Source organism: Trinickia sp. (assembly GCF_051961175.1).
Taxonomy (GTDB): Bacteria; Pseudomonadota; Gammaproteobacteria; order Burkholderiales; family Burkholderiaceae; genus Trinickia.
Map to the genome: position 1 here is coordinate 1 of NZ_JBQCDN010000390.1, position 16,951 is coordinate 16,951.

A 16,951-nucleotide genomic window follows, 5' to 3' on the forward strand; every position below is an offset into this window, starting at 1 on the left:
CTCGGCGGGTGGATATTTCACCGCCGCGGCGCCGGGGGGGTGGGCCCTTTTTGGGCGCGTTTCAAAAAACCACACATTCACGCCCCCCCGGAGCCGCGGCTAGTGAACGCATCCACAAAGGCGACGCGCACGTGCACATTTCCATGCGTGCCGTTGCCTTGAGGGTTGTCTTAAAGGTAGCTGCAGACGTAGTCGAGCGTTTCGATCACTTCGATGTCGAAACGGCTTTTACCCGGGACGGAGAACGACTGGCCCGCGCCATAGGTCGTCCATTGATCGCTACCGTCGAGGCGAATCCGGCATTGGCCGGCCTGCACTTCCATGAGTTCCGGGGCGTCGGTGCCGAAGTTCAGCGTGCCGGGCAGGATGACGCCGAGCGTCTTGCGCGAGCCGTCGGCGAACAGCACGGTGTGCGAGACACACTTGCCGTCAAAGTAGACGTTGGCGCGTTTGATAACGGAAACCTGATCGAATTGCGTGGCGGCTGTCATGGCGGTGGTCCTCCTGAGTCGTCGTAATGAATGGTGGCTGCTGTGTGGCCGCGATAAGCGATCTGTACCGGGCGCACGGTCCAGCATACAAATCCGCCATCATACCGGCTCCGGGTGTGCCGGTACGTCACCAGTCGCAATAGCGTTGGAACCCGATGTTCTCGCGGCGATATGCCGTTCGTAGCCCGGAGCGACGAACTCGTTTCAACTCATTGCTTATCGCCGTCCATCGTGCGCGAGTATCATGCGCCTTTAAACCCCCCGATCCGGACATGCTCGCGCTCAAACTCACGCTTGTTCCGCTGTTTCTGCTCGTTGTATCGATGTCCGGTAAATGGTGGGGGCCGTCCGTCGCTGGGTGGCTGGCCGGCTTACCCGTCGTCGCCGGGCCCATTCTCTTCCTTCTCGTCCTTGCGCATGGCCCGGCGTTCGGGGCCCATGCAGCGCAACGTTCGCTCTCGGCCGTGTTGGCGTCGGAGGCGTTCAATTTCGCCTATGCATGGACTTGCCGCTCGCGTTCGTGGCCGCTTGCATTGGCCGCTGCGCTTCTCGCCTGGTTCGTCGTTGCGTGCGGCCTCTCCTGCCTCCCGACTTCGGCTTTATGGGCGGGCATTGCTGCGCTCGCGGCGGTGTGCTTCGGTCAGTCGTTCTTGCCACGCAGCGCCTCCATTGCGCCGGCCGCATCGCTTTCGCGAGCCGACCTCATCGGAAGAATGACGGCGGGGGCGGTGCTGACGCTGATCGTGACGTCGATATCAGGATGGGCAGGCGCCGCCTGGAGTGGGTTGCTCGCCGTGTTCCCGTTGCTGGGGATCATTCTTTCGGTGTCTTCTCACCGCGCGCACGGGCCGGAATTTGTCATATCGCTGTTTCGGGGGATGGTGCTTGGCAGATTCTCGTTTGCCGCGTTCTGCTTGACGCTCACGTTTGCGTTGCCGCGCGAGCGTCCACTCGTCGCATTTACCGTGGCCGCAGTCTTGGCCATGCTCGTTCAATGGGGCACGAAGCAAATGACGAAGCACTCAGGCCAAAATTCGAAGGCGCTAAGTGTTGTCGCCGAAGAGTGATGATGAACGTTTTCTCGCTCTGAGCGCTTGACAAGAAGCGAGCGCGATCCGCCCGATAGCGCGCTCATGCAGCTCTCGTTGCAATCGCTCTTCTTTTTGGCAGGAGCAGCGGCGGGGGCGCTCGGCGTATCGCGGTTCGGAGTGGGTGCCTTAGTCGTGCCACTCGCGGTGCTGGCGGTATTGGCGGTCATGCGCTTTTTTCCCTGAAGCATTTCCCTGGTTAAAGCACTCGCAATAACCCACTCTTCCGCCTCGCATGCGGCGCCGTCATGTCTTCTTGGTAAACTCGCGGTTCGAGAAAGACAACGGGGAGAGCGCGTGAGCCTCGACGAATACTACAGGCGGTTGGAGCTGCCGGGCACCGCGTCCCCGGCGGACGTCAAGCGCGCGTACCGGCGGCTCAGAGCGAAATACCATCCGGATCGCAATCGGGGGCGCGAAGCCACGGTCGAGCCGGAGTTCAAGCGCATTCAGGAAGCGTTCGAGATTCTGATCGGCGAGCGCAAGGCGCCCGTATCGCCGAACCCGGGACCCGCGGCGGCTTCACCGCCGCCTGCGCAGGGCCGTGGGCCGGGCCCGGGACCAAAACCGACATGGGAATGGGCCTGGGGCGACACCGCAAGCGCAGAAGCCGCGCCGCCGCCGCGCAATGCTCGCAGTGGCCATCCCATGCGCGGGGCCAACTGCACGACCGAGCTCTTTGTCCCGCTCGAGGCCGCGATGTATGGCGGCGACGTGGAAGTGAGCTATGCCGTGAAAGGCGCTTGCGATCAATGCCACGGACATGCGCGGGGCCGCTGCCCCGCGTGTTTCGGCAAGGGCGTGATCGTCCAAAGCAAAACCGAGACCGTGAAGCTCGCGCCAGGCGCATGGGACGGCCAGCGCGTGGTTGTCGAAGGCGCCGGTCATCCCGGGCTTAACGGCGGGCCGCCGGGTGACGCGATCTTCTCGGTGGTGATCGTGTGCAATTCGGCTTATCGTCGAGATGGCCTGAATATCGCTTGCGACATCGAAGTCGATTTCGTGACAGCCACGCTAGGCGGCACCTACGAGGCGGGAGTCCTTGGCCGCGCGCTGCCGATGACGATCGACCCCAATTCCGGTCCCGGGAGCCTGATCAGGCTGCGCGCGCAGGGCCTCTCCGACCGGCACGGTGCGCGGGGCGATTTGACCCTGCGCCTGGTGTTGACAACCCCGGCCGCAGCCGCACATTTGACCGACGAGGACCGCGAACGGCTGCGCGAGATGTTCGCGGCGGCGCAACGACGCGCGAATGCCCCCGCTCGGACTTTCTAGCCCATCACATAGACAGGTTGTCGCAATATGCGCAACCGGCGATGGTACGATGGCCAAAGCTCGGCCATCCGTGAGGTTCGCCATGGTTTCGCTCAGGGCGCTGCGCCCGACAGTCGCCGGAATGACACGATGAGCCCGCACCACGCGGCGGGTAAGGGCGTCCACGTGTTCGTGGGCGGCGCGTCCGACGTCGGCTGGGCTCGCCACACCCTACATGCATATGCCGTGCGGGAACGCTTCGCGGAGGCGAGGGCCGTGGCGTTGGCAACCGCCGTCAGTGAGATCGCGCGCAACATCGTCGTGCATGCGGAGCGGGGAAAGCTGTCGGCCGTTCCGATCACGGATGGCACGCGTCATGGAATCGTCGTCGTGGCGCGCGACGAAGGGCCTGGCATCGCCGACATCGAACGCGCCATGGAGGATGGGTACTCCACCAAGGGTAGTCTCGGCTTGGGCCTGTCCGGAGCGAAACGTCTTGTGGATGAGTTCGAGATCGAATCGATCGTCGGCCAAGGCGTGACGATTACGCTGACCCAGTGGGCGCAAGGCACGCCCGACTCGCTCGATGATCTCTGATCAGTACAGTACGGCGCGATTCAATGCGCGCCCCGCGTCTCGACGGCGGTCAGCGGCAAGATCGCGGTCAAGGCGAATCCCGCGCCGGGCTCAGTGCTGATGCGAATCTCGCCGCCGAGCAGTGCCGCTCGTTCACGCATGCCCAGCAGGCCGAACGAATGCCGCCCTTTCGAGCCGCCCGTCGCCGCACCCCGGCCGTTGTCGACCACCCGTACGATGCAATGCGGATCGGCTCGCACGATGTCCAGGATCACCTCGGTCGCACCCGCATGCCGGGCAACGTTCGTGAGCGCTTCCTGCACGATTCGGAACATATCGATTCGGCACTCGCGGTTGAATTCGATCGCGTCGGGATCGATATGGCGAATGACGCGGATCCCATACCGCGCGGAAAACTCATCGGCCAGATTATCGATCGCCGGGATGAGCCCGAGATCGTCGAGGATGACCGGATGCAAATCGGCCGCAATGTGCCGCACCGATCGGACAAGCTCGTCGATCATCGCGTAGATGCCGCTGAGCGCTTCGTGCGACGGCCATTTTCGCCCGTCGCCGGCTCCGTGATCCAGGAGCGACGCCGCCATCTTGAGCGCCGTCAATTGTTGCCCGAGGTCGTCATGGAGTTCACGGGCGATACGCGCTTTTTCTTCCTCTCTCACTTGCTGGATGTGCGCCGATAGCCGGCGCATTTCTTCGCGGGACGCGCGAAGCGCCTCTTCGTCGTGTTTGCGATCGGTAATGTCCAGAATCCAGCCCACCATCCGGTACGGCACGCTGGCCTCGTTCCACAGCGCCTGGCCGCGCGAGTGCACCCAGCGTATCTCGCCGGACTTGGTCCGAATGCGATATTCGACGTCGTATCGATGGCGCTGCTCCAAGTGCGACTTCAGCGATTGCGTGACGTGCTCGAAGTCCTGCGGATCGATGGCGTCGAAGTGCGCCTGGCGCTCGTTGGGCAGTTCGCCGTCTTCATAGCCCATGATCCGCTTGAAATGCGGCGAGAAATAAATCTCGTCGGTCTGCGGATTCCAATCCCACAGCCCCGCCATTGCGCCGCTGACGGCAAGCTGAAATCGTTCCTCGCTCGCGGCCAGCGCAGCGCGATAGCCTTCGATCGAGAGCTCGAACGGCGCGAGCAGTTCGTTGAAGAAGGCGGTCGATGCCTCCATGAGCCGCGGTTGATCGCTGGGTGTGGCCGGCAAGACGAGCGTATCGAGCGCGGCGCGATGCAAGGCGGCCATGTCAAGCAATCCAAGCCGCGCCATCATCGCGCGCCGGCCCATTTCGTACGCGTAGGCGAGCCCGCCCTCGCTTTCGTCTTCAAGGTAGGCGCGAAGACTCGAAAGATACTCGGCGCGCAGCGCGCCGAGCCGCGTCGTCATGGTGGTACTCCAAGATAGCGGGCGACGACGACATGCGCGTCGTCCGTGCCTTTCGCAAATCTGGCCAGAATCAATTCGGCGATTTCCTGAACGCTGAATTGCGTGACGATGCCGGTGGTGAACGTGCTGCGAATGCCGTCCGTCGCCATGACGAGCATGTCGCCCCGCGACAACGTATGTCGTTCCGCGTGCAGCGTCGGCAGGCGATAGCCGACGACCCCGCCCCGCGTTGCGATCGCCTCGTTACGCGATTGAGCATGTTTGGCGGCGCGAATCAGCACGCTGTCGACATTACCCACGCCCGTCCATGTCATCGATGCATCGTGCGCGTCGAACCATGCCGCGCTCATGACGGCACCCCGCGTCCTGCGCAATGCGTCATGGCACTGCTGCACCAGTGTGACGACCGATGCACTGGCGTGCGCTTCGATCACCGGCAGCGCCGTACGCACGGCTTCCGCCGCTTCGAACCCATGCCCGAGGCCGTCGAGCAGCGCGACGAGCGCACCGTCGTCGCGCTCGACGACGGCATGCATGTCACCCGATAACTGCTCCAGCGCGCGGCCGGCCCAGCCCCATTCGATGACGGACGTGCGAGGCGCGGGTGACGCATTCACGTTCATTTCAGCCATTTCTTCATCCGCACAGTGGTGCCCGTGCCCACGATCGACGTGAGTTCGAACTCGTCCATGATGCGTTTCGTGCCTGGGAGCCCGACGCCGAGGCTTTTCGCTGTCGAATAGCCGTCGCGCATCGCCAGTTCGATATCCGGAATGCCCGGGCCTTCGTCTTCGGCGACGATTTGAATGCCGCGGCGCAGCCCGTCGTTGACTTGGCATATCGTCACTTCGCCGCGGTGCGCATAGCTGATGATGTTGCGCGCGATCTCGGAGATCGCGAGCGCGATGATCGTGCGATCGGTATTGGAGAACCCGGTCTCGGCGGCCACTTCACGCCCCTTTTGGCGGGCGATGACGACGTCGTCTTCCCGCTCGATCGGCACGCGGATTTCAGCTGGCATGGCCCAGGCTCCCGCTCGCGGCATCGCGCAGATAGTCGAGGCCCTCCTCGAGATCGAGCGCGGTGGCTACGCCGTCGAGCGCGAGCCCTAGCTGCACCATGGCGAATGCGACTTCGGGCTGAATGCCGACGACGACCGCTGTCGCCCCGCGCAGCTTCGCCACATAGGCGATGCCACGCAGCGTGCGCGTGGCAAACGAGTCGAGCACGTCGAGCGCGGTGACGTCGATGACGACGCCCTTGCTGCGATAGCGTCCGACTTTGTCGGCGAAGTCTTCGCGCAGTTGCACGAGGTCCTGATCCGAGAGGACCGATTGAATCGAGGCGATCAGCACGCCGCCTTGCTTCAGGATGGGAACGGACACGGTGTCAGCTCCCTGCGTCCATAGGGAGCTCGATGGGCTGCTGCCCCTGCCCCTGCACGACGCGATAGCCGAGATTGCGTTCGGCAAGCTCGATGCCGCCTTGCAGGTCGCCCACGGTGTCGAGCCGGCCGAGTTCGATTCCGAGCGAAACGAGCGACTGCGCCACCGGCGCCGAAATCCCCGTCACGATCACCTTGGCGCCCATGAGCCGCGCCGCCGTCACTGTTTGAAGGATATGGTTGGCCACCCGTGAATCGATTGTTGCCACTCCCGTGATATCCATCACGACCATTCTGGCGCGGTTGATTCGAATCGATTCCAGCAAGCTTTCGGTAATCAAGCGTGCGCGATAAGTATCGATGACGCCGATGATTGGCAGCAGCAGCAAACGGTCGCGTAGTTGGAGCACGGGCGTAGAGAGCTCGCGTATCGCTTCCTGCTGCTGGCGAATGACGCGCTCGCGTTCGAAGACAAGCACGTCGACGATGAGTCCCAGATCGAAAAACGCGACTTTTTTGAGGGACATGAAGGCGTCGAACGCGTCGATCGGGGGCAGATCGGCATCTTTCATGATCTGCGTGCCGATATGCTTGAGCAGATTCAGAAACGCGCCAAGAAAGACCCGTGTATCGAGCCCGGCGGCTGCGTACAGCAGGCCCAGTTCGATACGCTGTTCGACGTAATCGGTACCGTATTCGCCCGAGACCAGGCCGCGCAGATGGTCTCGCTTGAGATGGCGAGCTTTTTCGGCGAGGGCGCGATTTTCCAGCAGCGTGCGCGCTTCGTCCAGGCTCGCGAGGTGATCGAAAAACGCTGCCGAGTAGTCGTCCAGCTGCCGTAGCACGACATCCTTGATCGTCGTGATTCGCGCCAGATCGGCCGGCATCAGGCCGACGACTTGCTTACGGCGTTCGATCGCCGTGCTGTTGAGCCCCATCTGGTGCATCAACGCGAGCGATTCGCGTTGTTGAAGCTGGTCTTCTGCCATGCGCGCCTCCTCGGTTGCTATCCGGGGCGGGGTGGCCCGACACCGGACATCGAATTCGAAGATACGACACGGCAGTCCGGCGGTGGTCAGCGTGTCGGCGGTGCAGCGCGACGCCGCGTCACGGCGGCCCGTCTGCATCGCATATGCGTCTTGTTTTATCGCGACGATGACTGCGTCTGTCTGGCTATGGCTCGCCTGACCGAGCCGGTGCAAATTAAGTATTTGGCGGAATTCATCCGAAGTATAGACGCGGGCGGCGAACACGCAAGGTTGATGCCGAGCGATTCAAACAACGTGCCTTCGTAGGCTTGGCTTGGCCCCGTTAGCGCCGTCGCGAAGGCGCGGGCCCTGTCGATTCGCGCACGACGAGCTCGGGTGCCCGGACGACATATCGCTCTTGAGCGGGGGCGCCACCTTCCGCCATCTCGACGACGAGTGCAATCGAGCGCGCCGCGATATCGGCCGTCGGCAAGCGCACAGTCGTCAATGCCGGCCGAAACTGATGGGCGAGGGTGATGTCAGTCAGGCCGATCACGGACAAATCGTCGGGCACCCGCTTGCCGAGATCGGCGGCCGCTTGCATGGCGCCGATCGCCATCAAGTCGTTCGTCGCGAAGATCGACGTCACGCCCGGCTTGGCCCGCAATAGACCCATGGCCGCTTCGTATCCGCATTCGATCGAATCGTGTGTCTGGACGGTGACAAGCGATTTCTCCGAATGACCGTGTGCAACCAGTGCCGTGGCGAAACCGTCGAGCCGGATCGTTTGCGGGTTGCCCGAGCCGGAGCCGACGAGCGCGCCGAACTTGCGGTGGCCGAGGCTCGATAGATGCGACGCCGCGAGTGCGCCGGCCGCCGCGAAATCGATCGTGACGCAGGGCAGGGCGCGCGATGCCTGTACGTGCTCCCACATGCACAGGACGACGGCGATGCCGCGGCCCGCAATGTCGGTTAATTCACTTTCGCTGAGATTCGTGTTCATGACGATGACGCCCGAGGCGAGCGAACCGGCGATTTGCTCCAGGTACGCGCGCATGATCGCGGGATCGTCATCGGTATTGCAGACGAGCAGGAAATACCCACGCTTACGCGCTTCGCGCTCGGCCGCGAGGACGAACTCGGGATAGAACGGGTTCGTGATGCTGGAGAGCATCAGCGCAAGGGTGGACGTGCGGCCCCGGGCGAGCGCACGGGCCGTCAAGTTGGGCCGGTAACCGAGTTCGCGGATGGCCGCCATGACGCGTTCGACGGTCTCCGGCTTCACCTTGTGCGGATTGCGCAGCACGTTCGACACGGTCGCGCCCGTGACCTTCGCGCGTTGCGCGACTTCGGCAAGCGTCACCACAAATTGTTTCCCCCGTTTTTATCGAGCGCCGGTACGGTCGATCGGCGCATCAAGTGTTGCCTGTTCATATGCTGGGACGCCTTCCCAAAAGTTGCACAACCTTGATCGATTGCGATACGTTTCATTCCATTGAGACAGCGTTGAACAAGACCGGAGACGACATGGTACGAGCATACGCCGTGTTTTGGCGACAGAAATTTAAGCGCTTAAATGCCAATGAGCGCGTTGAGCGATGCGCTTTCCGCCAGATCGGCGAACCAGGGAGGGCGTGATGGCGGCCATCTCGCTACGGCATGTATCGAAGCAGTACGGGCAACATGCGCCGGTGCTGCGAGACGTCAATCTGGATATCGCCGAGCATGAGTTCTGCGTCTTCCTCGGTCCGTCGGGGTGCGGCAAGTCGACGTTGCTGCGCATCATCGCAGGTCTTGAAGATACGACCACGGGCGAGCTTCACATCGGCGGCCAGCGGATGAACGAGACGCCGCCGTCCGAGCGCGGTGTCGCGATGGTGTTTCAGAGTTACGCGCTGTTTCCGCACATGTCGGTGTTCGACAACATGGGTTTCGGGCTGCGCATCGCCGGCGTGCCGAAGGACGAAATCCGGCGTCGTGTCACCGATGCCGCACGCGTGCTGCAACTCGAGGCGCTGCTCGAGCGCAAGCCGAAGCAGCTTTCGGGCGGACAACGGCAGCGTGTTGCGATCGGGCGCGCGATCGTGCGTGAACCGAAGGTGTTTCTATTCGACGAACCGCTCTCGAATCTCGACGCGGCCTTGCGCGGACAAACGCGGATCGAGATTGCGCGACTGCATAGCCGCTATCGGGAGGCGAGTTCCGTCTATGTGACGCACGATCAAGTCGAAGCGATGACGTTGGCGGACAAGATCGTCCTGCTGCGTTCCGGCGATGACGTGGCGCGCATGGGCAGCATCGCGCAGATCGGCGCGCCGCTCGATCTCTACCATCGGCCTGCCAGCTTGTTCGTGGCCGGTTTCATCGGCTCGCCCCGAATGAACTTTCTGCCGGCGGTGATCGAATCGATCAGTGACGATGTCATTGGATTGCGATTGAACGACAGCGACGAACGCCTGACGCTGTCCGGCCGTGCGCGGCGCCAACCGCTTCGCGCCGGCGAACGCGTGACGCTCGGGATTCGGCCGGAACATCTTTGCGTGACGCCTGACAGCGACGCCGTTGCACCGGAGTGCTCCATCGTACGGACGGTGCAGCTGGTCGAACAATTAGGCGAAGCGGCCTACGTTCATCTCGATCAACCGGGCGGTACACCCTTGTTGGCCAAGGTACAGGGCACTTCTGCCCTGCGCCGCGGCGACCGCCATGCCTTCCATGTATTGAACGGTGCATGGCACTTGTTCGACGAAGGAGGCAACGCCATCGTCTTCGACCCAGACCGAGAGGTACTCATCGCCGCATGAAACGGCCGGCAATGCGCCGCCGCCGATATGTCCAGCCGATTGTTTAGCCGACACGTAGTAGTTCGTATGTAGTAGACACACCGATACTCAAGACCAACGAAAGGAGACAGAGAGATGAAGCAACCTATCCGCATGCTCGCACTCGCTTGCATGGCTTGCGCGACGTTCGCCGCCATCGCCCCGGCGGATGCCGGAACGTTGAACGTGACCGTAGCGTCGCGCGGCAATCAGCGCGCCGTCTGGCAAAACGCATTCGACGAATTCAAGAAGGCCAATCCGGACGTCGATCTGAAAGTGAGCTATGTCAGCGAAGAGGCCTATAAGGTGCAGATGTCGGGCTGGCTCGCGACCGATCCGCCCGATGTGTTGAGCTGGAACAACGGCGAACGCATGGCGTATTACGCGAAGCGTGGGTTGCTGGCGGATCTCAGCAGCGATTGGCAGAAAAACGGCTGGAATCAAATGTACGCGTCGGTGAAGACGGCGTCGACGTATGGGGGCAAGCAATACAGTATGCCGCTCGGTACGGACGCCTATGGCTTCTTCTATCGTAAGGACCTCTTTCAAAAGGCTGGGATTACGGCCGAGCCGACGAACTGGACTCAGTTTTTGGACGACTGCAAGAAGCTGAAGGCTGCCGGTATCGCGCCGATCGCCGTCCCGGCCAGAGATGCCTGGACGCTTGCGGCATGGTTCGACTACCTCGACTTGCGTGTGAACGGCTACGCCTTTCATCAGCAGCTGATGGCCGGCGACATCGCCTATACGGATCCCCGTGTCAAGCACGTGTACGAAGCATGGAAGACGCTGATCGACGACAAGTACTTCATCGACAATGCGCTGTCCTACGACGTCGATTCGACGACTCCGCTGCTCGTCAACGGGCAGGCGGCCATGTTGCTGATGGGGACATTCTTTTCGGCGGGGCTTCCGGCATCCACGCGTGCGGAAATGGGCTACTTCCGCTTCCCCATCATCGATGCGTCCGTGCCGGTTGCCGAGGATGGCCCCGTCAATGTGCTGATCATGCCGGCCAAGGCGAAAAACAAGGCTGACGCCCACCGCTTGCTCGCCTTCATGGGCACGCCGCAGATCAACGGGGAACTCGCGAAGGGCTGGGGGCAGTTGCCGTCGAACAGCCAGGCCGCCGAGCCGCAGGACCCGATCGCGAAGATTGGCTTCCATACGCTTTCGACCACGACGGGTGGGATCGCCCAGTTCTACGACCGCGACATGACCAAGGAAATGGCGGACGAAGGCATGAAGGCGATGCAGCAGTTCTACTCCGATCCGACTCAGCTCGATTCGATCCTGCAGCATCTCGAAGCCACGCGTAAGCGCATCTACAAGAAGTAAGCGCGCTCGATGAGCGGGGGACGTGTCAGTCCCCCGCCCAACTCAGTCGGAGTCTCAAACCATGTCGATTTCCGTTACGCAGCGGCCGTTGCGGCGAGCGTCGCGGCCCGCGGCCAAGAAACCGATACCGCTCAATCAACGGCGGACGCGAGCGGCATTGCTGTTCCTGCTGCCCGGCCTCGCGCTTTTCTCGGTCTTCGTCATCTACCCCATTGTCAGCAGTATTTGGCTCAGCTTTCATCATTGGGATGGCATGACGGCGAAGACCTTCGCCGGCCTCGATAACTATCGCGAGCTGTTCGCATCCGACACGTTCTACGTCGCGTTGAAGAACAACATGATTTGGCTCGTGTTGTTCCTGCTTGCGCCGCCTGTCGGGCTGGGGCTTGCGTTATATCTGAACCAGAACGTGTTCGGCATCCGGCTCGTGAAGTCGCTGTTCTTTGCGCCGTTCGTTTTGCCGGGCGTGGTGGTGGGCCTTGTATTTTCATGGTTTTACGACCCGACGTTCGGCTTGCTGAAACTCATCGTCGGGCACGGTATTCCCGTGCTGGGCGATGCGCACTATGTGACGTACGGCATCATTTTCGCTGCGCTTTGGCCGCAGATTCCGTTCTGCATGATCCTGTATCTCACAGGGCTGACGGGGATCAATCCCGAGATTATCGAAGCAGCGCGCATGGAAGGCGCGCGAGGTGTCTCGCTTCTATGGCATGTAATCCTGCCGCAGCTGCGCCCGGCGACCTTCATGGCCGTGGTGCTGACGGTGATCGGTGCACTGCGCAGCTTCGATCTGATTTCGGTCATGAGCGGGGGCGGCCCGTTCGACAGTTCCACGGTGCTCGCTTATTTCATGTACGACCAAGCGATCAAGTACTACCGCGAGGGCTATTCGGCCGCGATTGCCGTCGTGCTGTTCGCGATCATGCTCGTCTATATCGTGTGGCAATTGCGCCGCCTGGTGCGGACCGAATCTTAGAATATTTGGGAGTCCTCCATGTATCCGATGCCCGTTGAACGGTGGCGGCCCGTTCCGAGAGCCCTGTATCGACTATCCCTGCCCGTGGCGCTGCTCGTGTGGCTCGTGCCCTTGCTGGCTGTGCTCGTCACTTCGGTGCGCTCGAGCGATGAGCTTTTGAGCGGTGATTATTGGGGGTGGCCGAAACATTTCGCACTGCTCGAGAACTACGGCGCGGCGCTGACGCAAACGCCGATGCTGCATTACTTCGGCAATAGCTGTCTGATCACACTGCCGGCAGTGGCGATCTCGATTTTTCTCGCGTCGATGGCGGGGCATGCGCTGGCCAACTACCGATTCCGTGGCAGTACGGTGCTCCTCGGGTTGTTCGTGGCTGGTAATTTCGTGCCCATCCAGATCCTGATGATTCCTGTTCGCGAGCTGATGGCGAGCTTGAATCTCTACAACACCGTGTGGGCGCTCGTTGCCTTTCACGCGGCATTTCAAACCGGCTTCTGCACGCTATTTCTGCGCAACTTCATCCGCGAGCTGCCCTACGAGTTGATCGAGGCCGCGCGGATCGAGGGCGCGAGCGAATGGGCGATCTATCTGCGCGTGGTCCTGCCGCTCGTGCGGCCGGCCTTGGCGGCGCTGGCCGTTCTCGTGTTCACGTTCGTCTGGAACGATTATTTTTGGGCGCTGTGCCTCACGCAAGGCGATGACGCGGCGCCGATCACGGTTGGCGTGGCGGCGCTCAAGGGACAGTGGACGACGGCATGGAACCTTGTTTCGGCGGGCTCGGTGCTGGCGGCATTGCCGTCCGTGGCGATGTTCTTCGCGATGCAAAAGCATTTCGTGGCCGGGCTGACCTTCGGGGCGACGAAGGGGTAATGCCGGCGCGGCACGCAGACGGACGCGCAACCCGATACACCACTGCTCGCGCGCAACCATGAATCGCGCGATCTCATCTACGGAATCAAGGACATCTTCAATGCAGCTCGGCGTTTGTTATTACCCGGAGCACTGGCCGGAAAGCCAATGGGAAAGCGATGCGAGGCGCATGGCGGAAATGGGTATCGCACGTGTGCGTATCGCCGAATTCGCCTGGTCGCGGATCGAGCCCGAGCCCGGGCGCTACGATTGGGCGTGGCTCGACCGCGCCGTGGCGGCTCTGGCGGATTACAAGCTGGAAGTCGTCATCGGTACGCCGACGGCCTCTCCGCCGAAATGGCTGGTGGACGCACATCCCGAGATTCTTCCTATCGCGAAAGACGGCAGCGTGATGCAGTTCGGCTCGCGCCGTCATTACGACATCTCGAGCCCGGTCTATCGCGAGCACTGCGGGCGCATCGTCGGCGAGATGACGAGGCGATACGGTATGCATCCCGCCGTCGTGGCTTGGCAGACCGACAATGAGTTCGGTTGTCACAATACCTTGCCGAGCTATACGCCTGCCGCGCTCGTTCGCTTTCGCCAGTGGCTGGCTGCACGCTATGAAACGATCGCTGTGCTCAATGCAGCCTGGGGCAACGTATTTTGGAGCATGGAATATCGCAGCTTCGACGAAATCGAATTGCCGAATTGCACGCCGACCGATGCGAATCCCTCGCACGTGCTTGACTTCCGCCGCTTTCAATCCGATGAGGTGGCGAGCTTTCATGCGCTGCAGGCGGAATTGATCCGAAAGCATTCGCCTGGCCGCGACTTGCTGCATAACTTCATGGGCTTCTACGCGGCGTTCGATCATTATGCGTTCGCGCAGCATGGGCTCGATGTGGCTGCGTGGGACAGCTATCCCGTGCCGCGCACAGAGGTGTTGCCGCTGCCCGAGGCGGATAAAAACCGCTGGGCGCGAACCGGACATCCCGATGTTTCGGCATTCAGCCACGATCTTTATCGCGGCGTCGGCAATGGGCGCATGTGGGTGATGGAGCAGCAAGCCGGACCCGTGAATTGGGCGCCGTTCAATCCGGTGCCGGCCCCCGGCATGGTTCGTCTCTGGACCTGGGAGGCATTCGCACACGGAGCCGAGCTCGTCTCCTACTTCCGCTGGCGGCAATGTCCCTTTGCTCAGGAGCAAATGCATTCCGGCCTCAATACGCCGAGCGATGTGCTCTCGCCGGGTGGCCAGGAAGTCTCCCGCGTGGGCGATGAACTGCGCGCGCTCGGATTGCCTGTGAACGGACCGCAAAACAAACCGGCGGCCGTTGCGTTGTTGTTCGATTATGAAGCGGACTGGGTAATCGAAACGCAGCGGCACGGCGCCGATTTCGACTATCAGCACGTCGTATTCGAGTGGTACAGCGCGTTGCGCGAACTCGGGCTCGACGTCGATATCGTGTCGGCACGCGCCGATGTCGGCGCCTATCGGCTCGTGGTGGCGCCGACGCTGCCGATTCTGCCGGAGACCGTTGTGGAGCAGATTCAGCGCGGCGCCAATCGATGGGTGTTCGGGCCGCGGACCGGCTCGAAGTCCGACACGTTCGCGATCGTTCCGGACCTTCCTCCGGGGCCGCTTCAGTCGGTGTTGCCCGCTCGCGTGATACAAGTCGAATCGCTGCGGCCGTCGATCAAGCCGGCTTTACGCCTGGGCGATGTCGAGGGCACCGCATTGCGCTGGCGCGATCATGTTGAACCGGATGTCGGCGCGGAAGTCATCGCGCGTTTCGACGACGGGCTGCCCGCCCTGATTCAACAAGAACGCGTGACGTACATGACGGCTTGCTTCGATCGGGCGGTGTTGCTGGCCACGCTGAGTCGGTGCGTCCGCGATGCGGGCATCGATGCGGCGCCGTTGCCGGAGGGGCTCAGGTTGCGCCGGTGCGGCCCCTGGCGATTTGCGATCAACTACGGCGATCAACCCCAGCGGGTGCCGGCGCCGGCCGGTGCGCGGTTCGTCTTGGGCGGTCCGATCGTCGGCGCGATCGACGTCGCGGCTTGGATAGAAGAAGACTGAACGGTGCCTACGCGTTTTATCGATCTGATGCGAACGCGGCACTTCGTGCCGCTCGCGATTGCGACGCTGATGCTTGGCGTCGCGTTGTCGTTTACGGCGCCCTATCTGTCGCTGTTCGGCGTTGAAGAAGCGGCGATGTCGCCAGTGCGGCTCGGCGTGTTCATGACGCTCGTTTCGGCCAGCGGTGTGTGGGCCAGTACCGTCGTAGCCCGTTGGTCGGATCGGAGCGGCCGCCACCGGGCATCGCTCATTGTGTCGCTCGTTGCCGCGGTGTTGGGCTATGCGAGCCTGGGCTTCGTGCGCGGCTATGCCGGGCTCGTCGTCGTTGGCGTGGTCTTGCTGGGGCCGGGTGGCGCATCGCTGTCGCAGATATTCGCCTTTGGCCGCGCGGTGTTACGGATCGGCGATGCGGAGCAGGCCGAGTTTGCTTCCGCGACGCTGCGTACGCTGCTGTCCGTCGCTTGGGTATTCGGCCCTGCCGTGGGCGCATTGGTCTTGTCGCAGGGCGGATTCAAGGGGTTGTTTGCGTTTGCGGCGTTGAGCTTCGCGGCGAGTGCCGTCATTGCGTGGTGCATCGCGGACGCGAAACAAGCCGATGATCGGCCGAGCCTTGACGAGTCCGGAACGTCACGGGCAGCGGAGATGCCGCCGGCATCGGAAGCGTGGGAAGCGTCGGCAACGGAGGAACAGCATGCTGCGGCGATGCGCCATTGCGCCAGCGCGGCGATCGGGACTAGCGAATGCCATAGCGTATCGAACGCCGCGCTGGCCGCGCGTGCTCGCAAAGCCATCCCGCGCATTCTGCTGGCGCTGACGCTGATCGGCCTGGCGGCCAATGCGACGATGATCCTGCTGCCGCTGTATCTCGTCCACGCACTGCATGGTACGCGCCTGACCGTATCCGCGGCGCTCGGCACAGGGGCGTTGCTCGAAATCCCGATGATGTTGTGGCTCGGGGCGAAATCGTCGAAGCTGAGAAAGCCGAATTGGCTGGCGGCGTCGGCGGTGGTGCACGCCCTGTATTTTGTTGCGCTGGCCGTGGTCGATCAGCCGCTGGCCGTGGTGCCTCTGCAGGTGTTGCCCGCGGCCGTCGTGGCCATCACGTCATGCCTCGGCATGACGTATATCCAGGATCTCATGCCGGGCCAGCTTGGCGCTGCGACGGCGCTGTTTTTCAACGCTTCGCGCGTGGGATCGATCTTGTCGGGGGTGTTGGCGGGAACGATCGTCGGCGCATTGGGCTACCGTGTGGCGTTTTTGCTGTGTGCCGCGCTTGCCGTTTGCGCATTCGCATTGCTGTCGTTCGACGCTATACGGATGAGTGGCAATGCGCTGCGCGCCGCTGTGCGGCGCGCGTGAAGGGGACATAGCATGGCCTTGCAAGCGCAATCCCAGGATGCAAAAGCCGCGGCGCTTGTCCAATATGTGGCGCGTTGTTCCGCTGCGTTTGACCGGCGATGAAGGCTATGTCCGGTTCCGGGCTGATTCAAGATTGGTGACGCGGATTCTCGGTGTCGGCCCGAGCGAGATCGTGAAGTCGTCGGGATCGGGACGGGAATTGAAGCCGTATCAAATGAATCGATTGAAATAGGGAGTGCTAAAGCCGAGCCGCGGTGCAGTCGGCCGAGGTGGGGGTGATATTGAGAACGACCGAATGCCGGCCCTGCGGCGAACGGGAACGTAGCGTGCGACGCGGCAGTAATATGACTGACA

16 protein-coding genes are annotated in these 16,951 nt (G+C 62.3%); 9 read left to right on the top strand and 7 right to left on the bottom strand.

Features of this window, described 5'->3' with window-relative positions; genetic code table 11:
* Positions 1-170: 170 nt before the first annotated feature.
* Positions 171-491: a pyrimidine/purine nucleoside phosphorylase gene (locus tag ACTHL0_RS22200; RefSeq protein ID WP_440569061.1), complete on the bottom strand. Its 321-nt coding sequence runs from the start codon at positions 489-491 to the stop codon at positions 171-173.
* Between the two features lie 272 nt (positions 492-763).
* Here ACTHL0_RS22200 and ACTHL0_RS22205 point away from each other — a divergent pair, with 272 nt between their 5' ends.
* The 3 genes from ACTHL0_RS22205 (at position 764) to ACTHL0_RS22215 (ending at position 3,430) form a co-directional block, all read left to right on the top strand.
* Positions 764-1,558 carry a hypothetical protein gene (locus ACTHL0_RS22205; RefSeq protein ID WP_440569062.1) on the top strand — a complete coding sequence of 265 codons (795 nt, stop codon included), beginning with the start codon at positions 764-766 and terminating at the stop codon, positions 1,556-1,558.
* Positions 1,559-1,876: 318 nt separating this feature from the next.
* Complete coding sequence (locus ACTHL0_RS22210) at positions 1,877-2,854, top strand: DnaJ C-terminal domain-containing protein (protein ID WP_440569063.1); 978 nt, start codon at positions 1,877-1,879, stop codon at positions 2,852-2,854.
* A gap of 129 nt (positions 2,855-2,983) precedes the next feature.
* On the top strand, positions 2,984-3,430 hold the full coding sequence (locus tag ACTHL0_RS22215; RefSeq protein WP_440569064.1) for an anti-sigma regulatory factor: 447 nt from the start codon (positions 2,984-2,986) through the stop codon (positions 3,428-3,430).
* A gap of 20 nt (positions 3,431-3,450) precedes the next feature.
* On the opposite strand, the gene ACTHL0_RS22220 is transcribed toward ACTHL0_RS22215, so the two are convergent.
* The 6 genes from ACTHL0_RS22220 to ACTHL0_RS22245 all read right to left on the bottom strand — a co-directional run bounded on the left by ACTHL0_RS22220 (position 3,451) and on the right by ACTHL0_RS22245 (position 8,530).
* Positions 3,451-4,812: a PAS domain-containing protein gene (locus ACTHL0_RS22220; protein ID WP_440569065.1), complete on the bottom strand. Its 1,362-nt coding sequence runs from the start codon at positions 4,810-4,812 to the stop codon at positions 3,451-3,453.
* On the bottom strand, positions 4,809-5,444 hold the full coding sequence (locus tag ACTHL0_RS22225; RefSeq protein WP_440569066.1) for a SpoIIE family protein phosphatase: 636 nt from the start codon (positions 5,442-5,444) through the stop codon (positions 4,809-4,811). Before ACTHL0_RS22225 ends, ACTHL0_RS22220 begins: the two co-directional genes overlap by 4 nt.
* A complete protein-coding gene (locus ACTHL0_RS22230) occupies positions 5,432-5,833 on the bottom strand; it encodes an anti-sigma regulatory factor (RefSeq protein WP_440569067.1) in 402 nt (133 codons plus the stop codon). Before ACTHL0_RS22230 ends, ACTHL0_RS22225 begins: the two co-directional genes overlap by 13 nt.
* The gene (locus ACTHL0_RS22235; protein WP_440569068.1) at positions 5,823-6,197 is read right to left on the bottom strand and encodes an STAS domain-containing protein; all 375 of its coding nucleotides are present in this window, start codon (positions 6,195-6,197) and stop codon (positions 5,823-5,825) included. Before ACTHL0_RS22235 ends, ACTHL0_RS22230 begins: the two co-directional genes overlap by 11 nt.
* 4 nt (positions 6,198-6,201) lie before the next feature.
* Positions 6,202-7,185 (bottom strand): protoglobin domain-containing protein, encoded by a 984-nt coding sequence (locus tag ACTHL0_RS22240; protein WP_440569069.1) that lies wholly within the window; start codon positions 7,183-7,185, stop codon positions 6,202-6,204.
* Positions 7,186-7,507: 322 nt separating this feature from the next.
* Positions 7,508-8,530 carry a LacI family DNA-binding transcriptional regulator gene (locus tag ACTHL0_RS22245; RefSeq protein WP_440569070.1) on the bottom strand — a complete coding sequence of 341 codons (1,023 nt, stop codon included), beginning with the start codon at positions 8,528-8,530 and terminating at the stop codon, positions 7,508-7,510.
* Between the two features lie 271 nt (positions 8,531-8,801).
* Between ACTHL0_RS22245 and ACTHL0_RS22250 the strand changes: the two genes are divergently transcribed.
* The 6 genes from ACTHL0_RS22250 (at position 8,802) to ACTHL0_RS22275 (ending at position 16,597) form a co-directional block, all read left to right on the top strand.
* On the top strand, positions 8,802-9,968 hold the full coding sequence (locus tag ACTHL0_RS22250) for an ABC transporter ATP-binding protein (RefSeq protein WP_440569071.1): 1,167 nt from the start codon (positions 8,802-8,804) through the stop codon (positions 9,966-9,968).
* 114 nt (positions 9,969-10,082) lie between these two features.
* Entirely contained in the window at positions 10,083-11,324 is a 1,242-nt protein-coding gene (locus ACTHL0_RS22255) for an ABC transporter substrate-binding protein (RefSeq protein ID WP_440569072.1), read from the top strand.
* Between the two features lie 61 nt (positions 11,325-11,385).
* A complete protein-coding gene (locus ACTHL0_RS22260; RefSeq protein WP_440569073.1) occupies positions 11,386-12,303 on the top strand; it encodes a carbohydrate ABC transporter permease in 918 nt (305 codons plus the stop codon).
* Positions 12,304-12,321: 18 nt separating this feature from the next.
* The gene (locus tag ACTHL0_RS22265; protein ID WP_440569074.1) at positions 12,322-13,173 is read left to right on the top strand and encodes a carbohydrate ABC transporter permease; all 852 of its coding nucleotides are present in this window, start codon (positions 12,322-12,324) and stop codon (positions 13,171-13,173) included.
* 100 nt (positions 13,174-13,273) lie between these two features.
* A complete protein-coding gene (locus ACTHL0_RS22270) occupies positions 13,274-15,238 on the top strand; it encodes a beta-galactosidase (RefSeq protein ID WP_440569075.1) in 1,965 nt (654 codons plus the stop codon).
* Positions 15,239-15,241: 3 nt separating this feature from the next.
* On the top strand, positions 15,242-16,597 hold the full coding sequence (locus tag ACTHL0_RS22275; protein WP_440569076.1) for a sugar efflux transporter: 1,356 nt from the start codon (positions 15,242-15,244) through the stop codon (positions 16,595-16,597).
* The last annotated feature ends 354 nt before the right edge of the window (positions 16,598-16,951 follow it).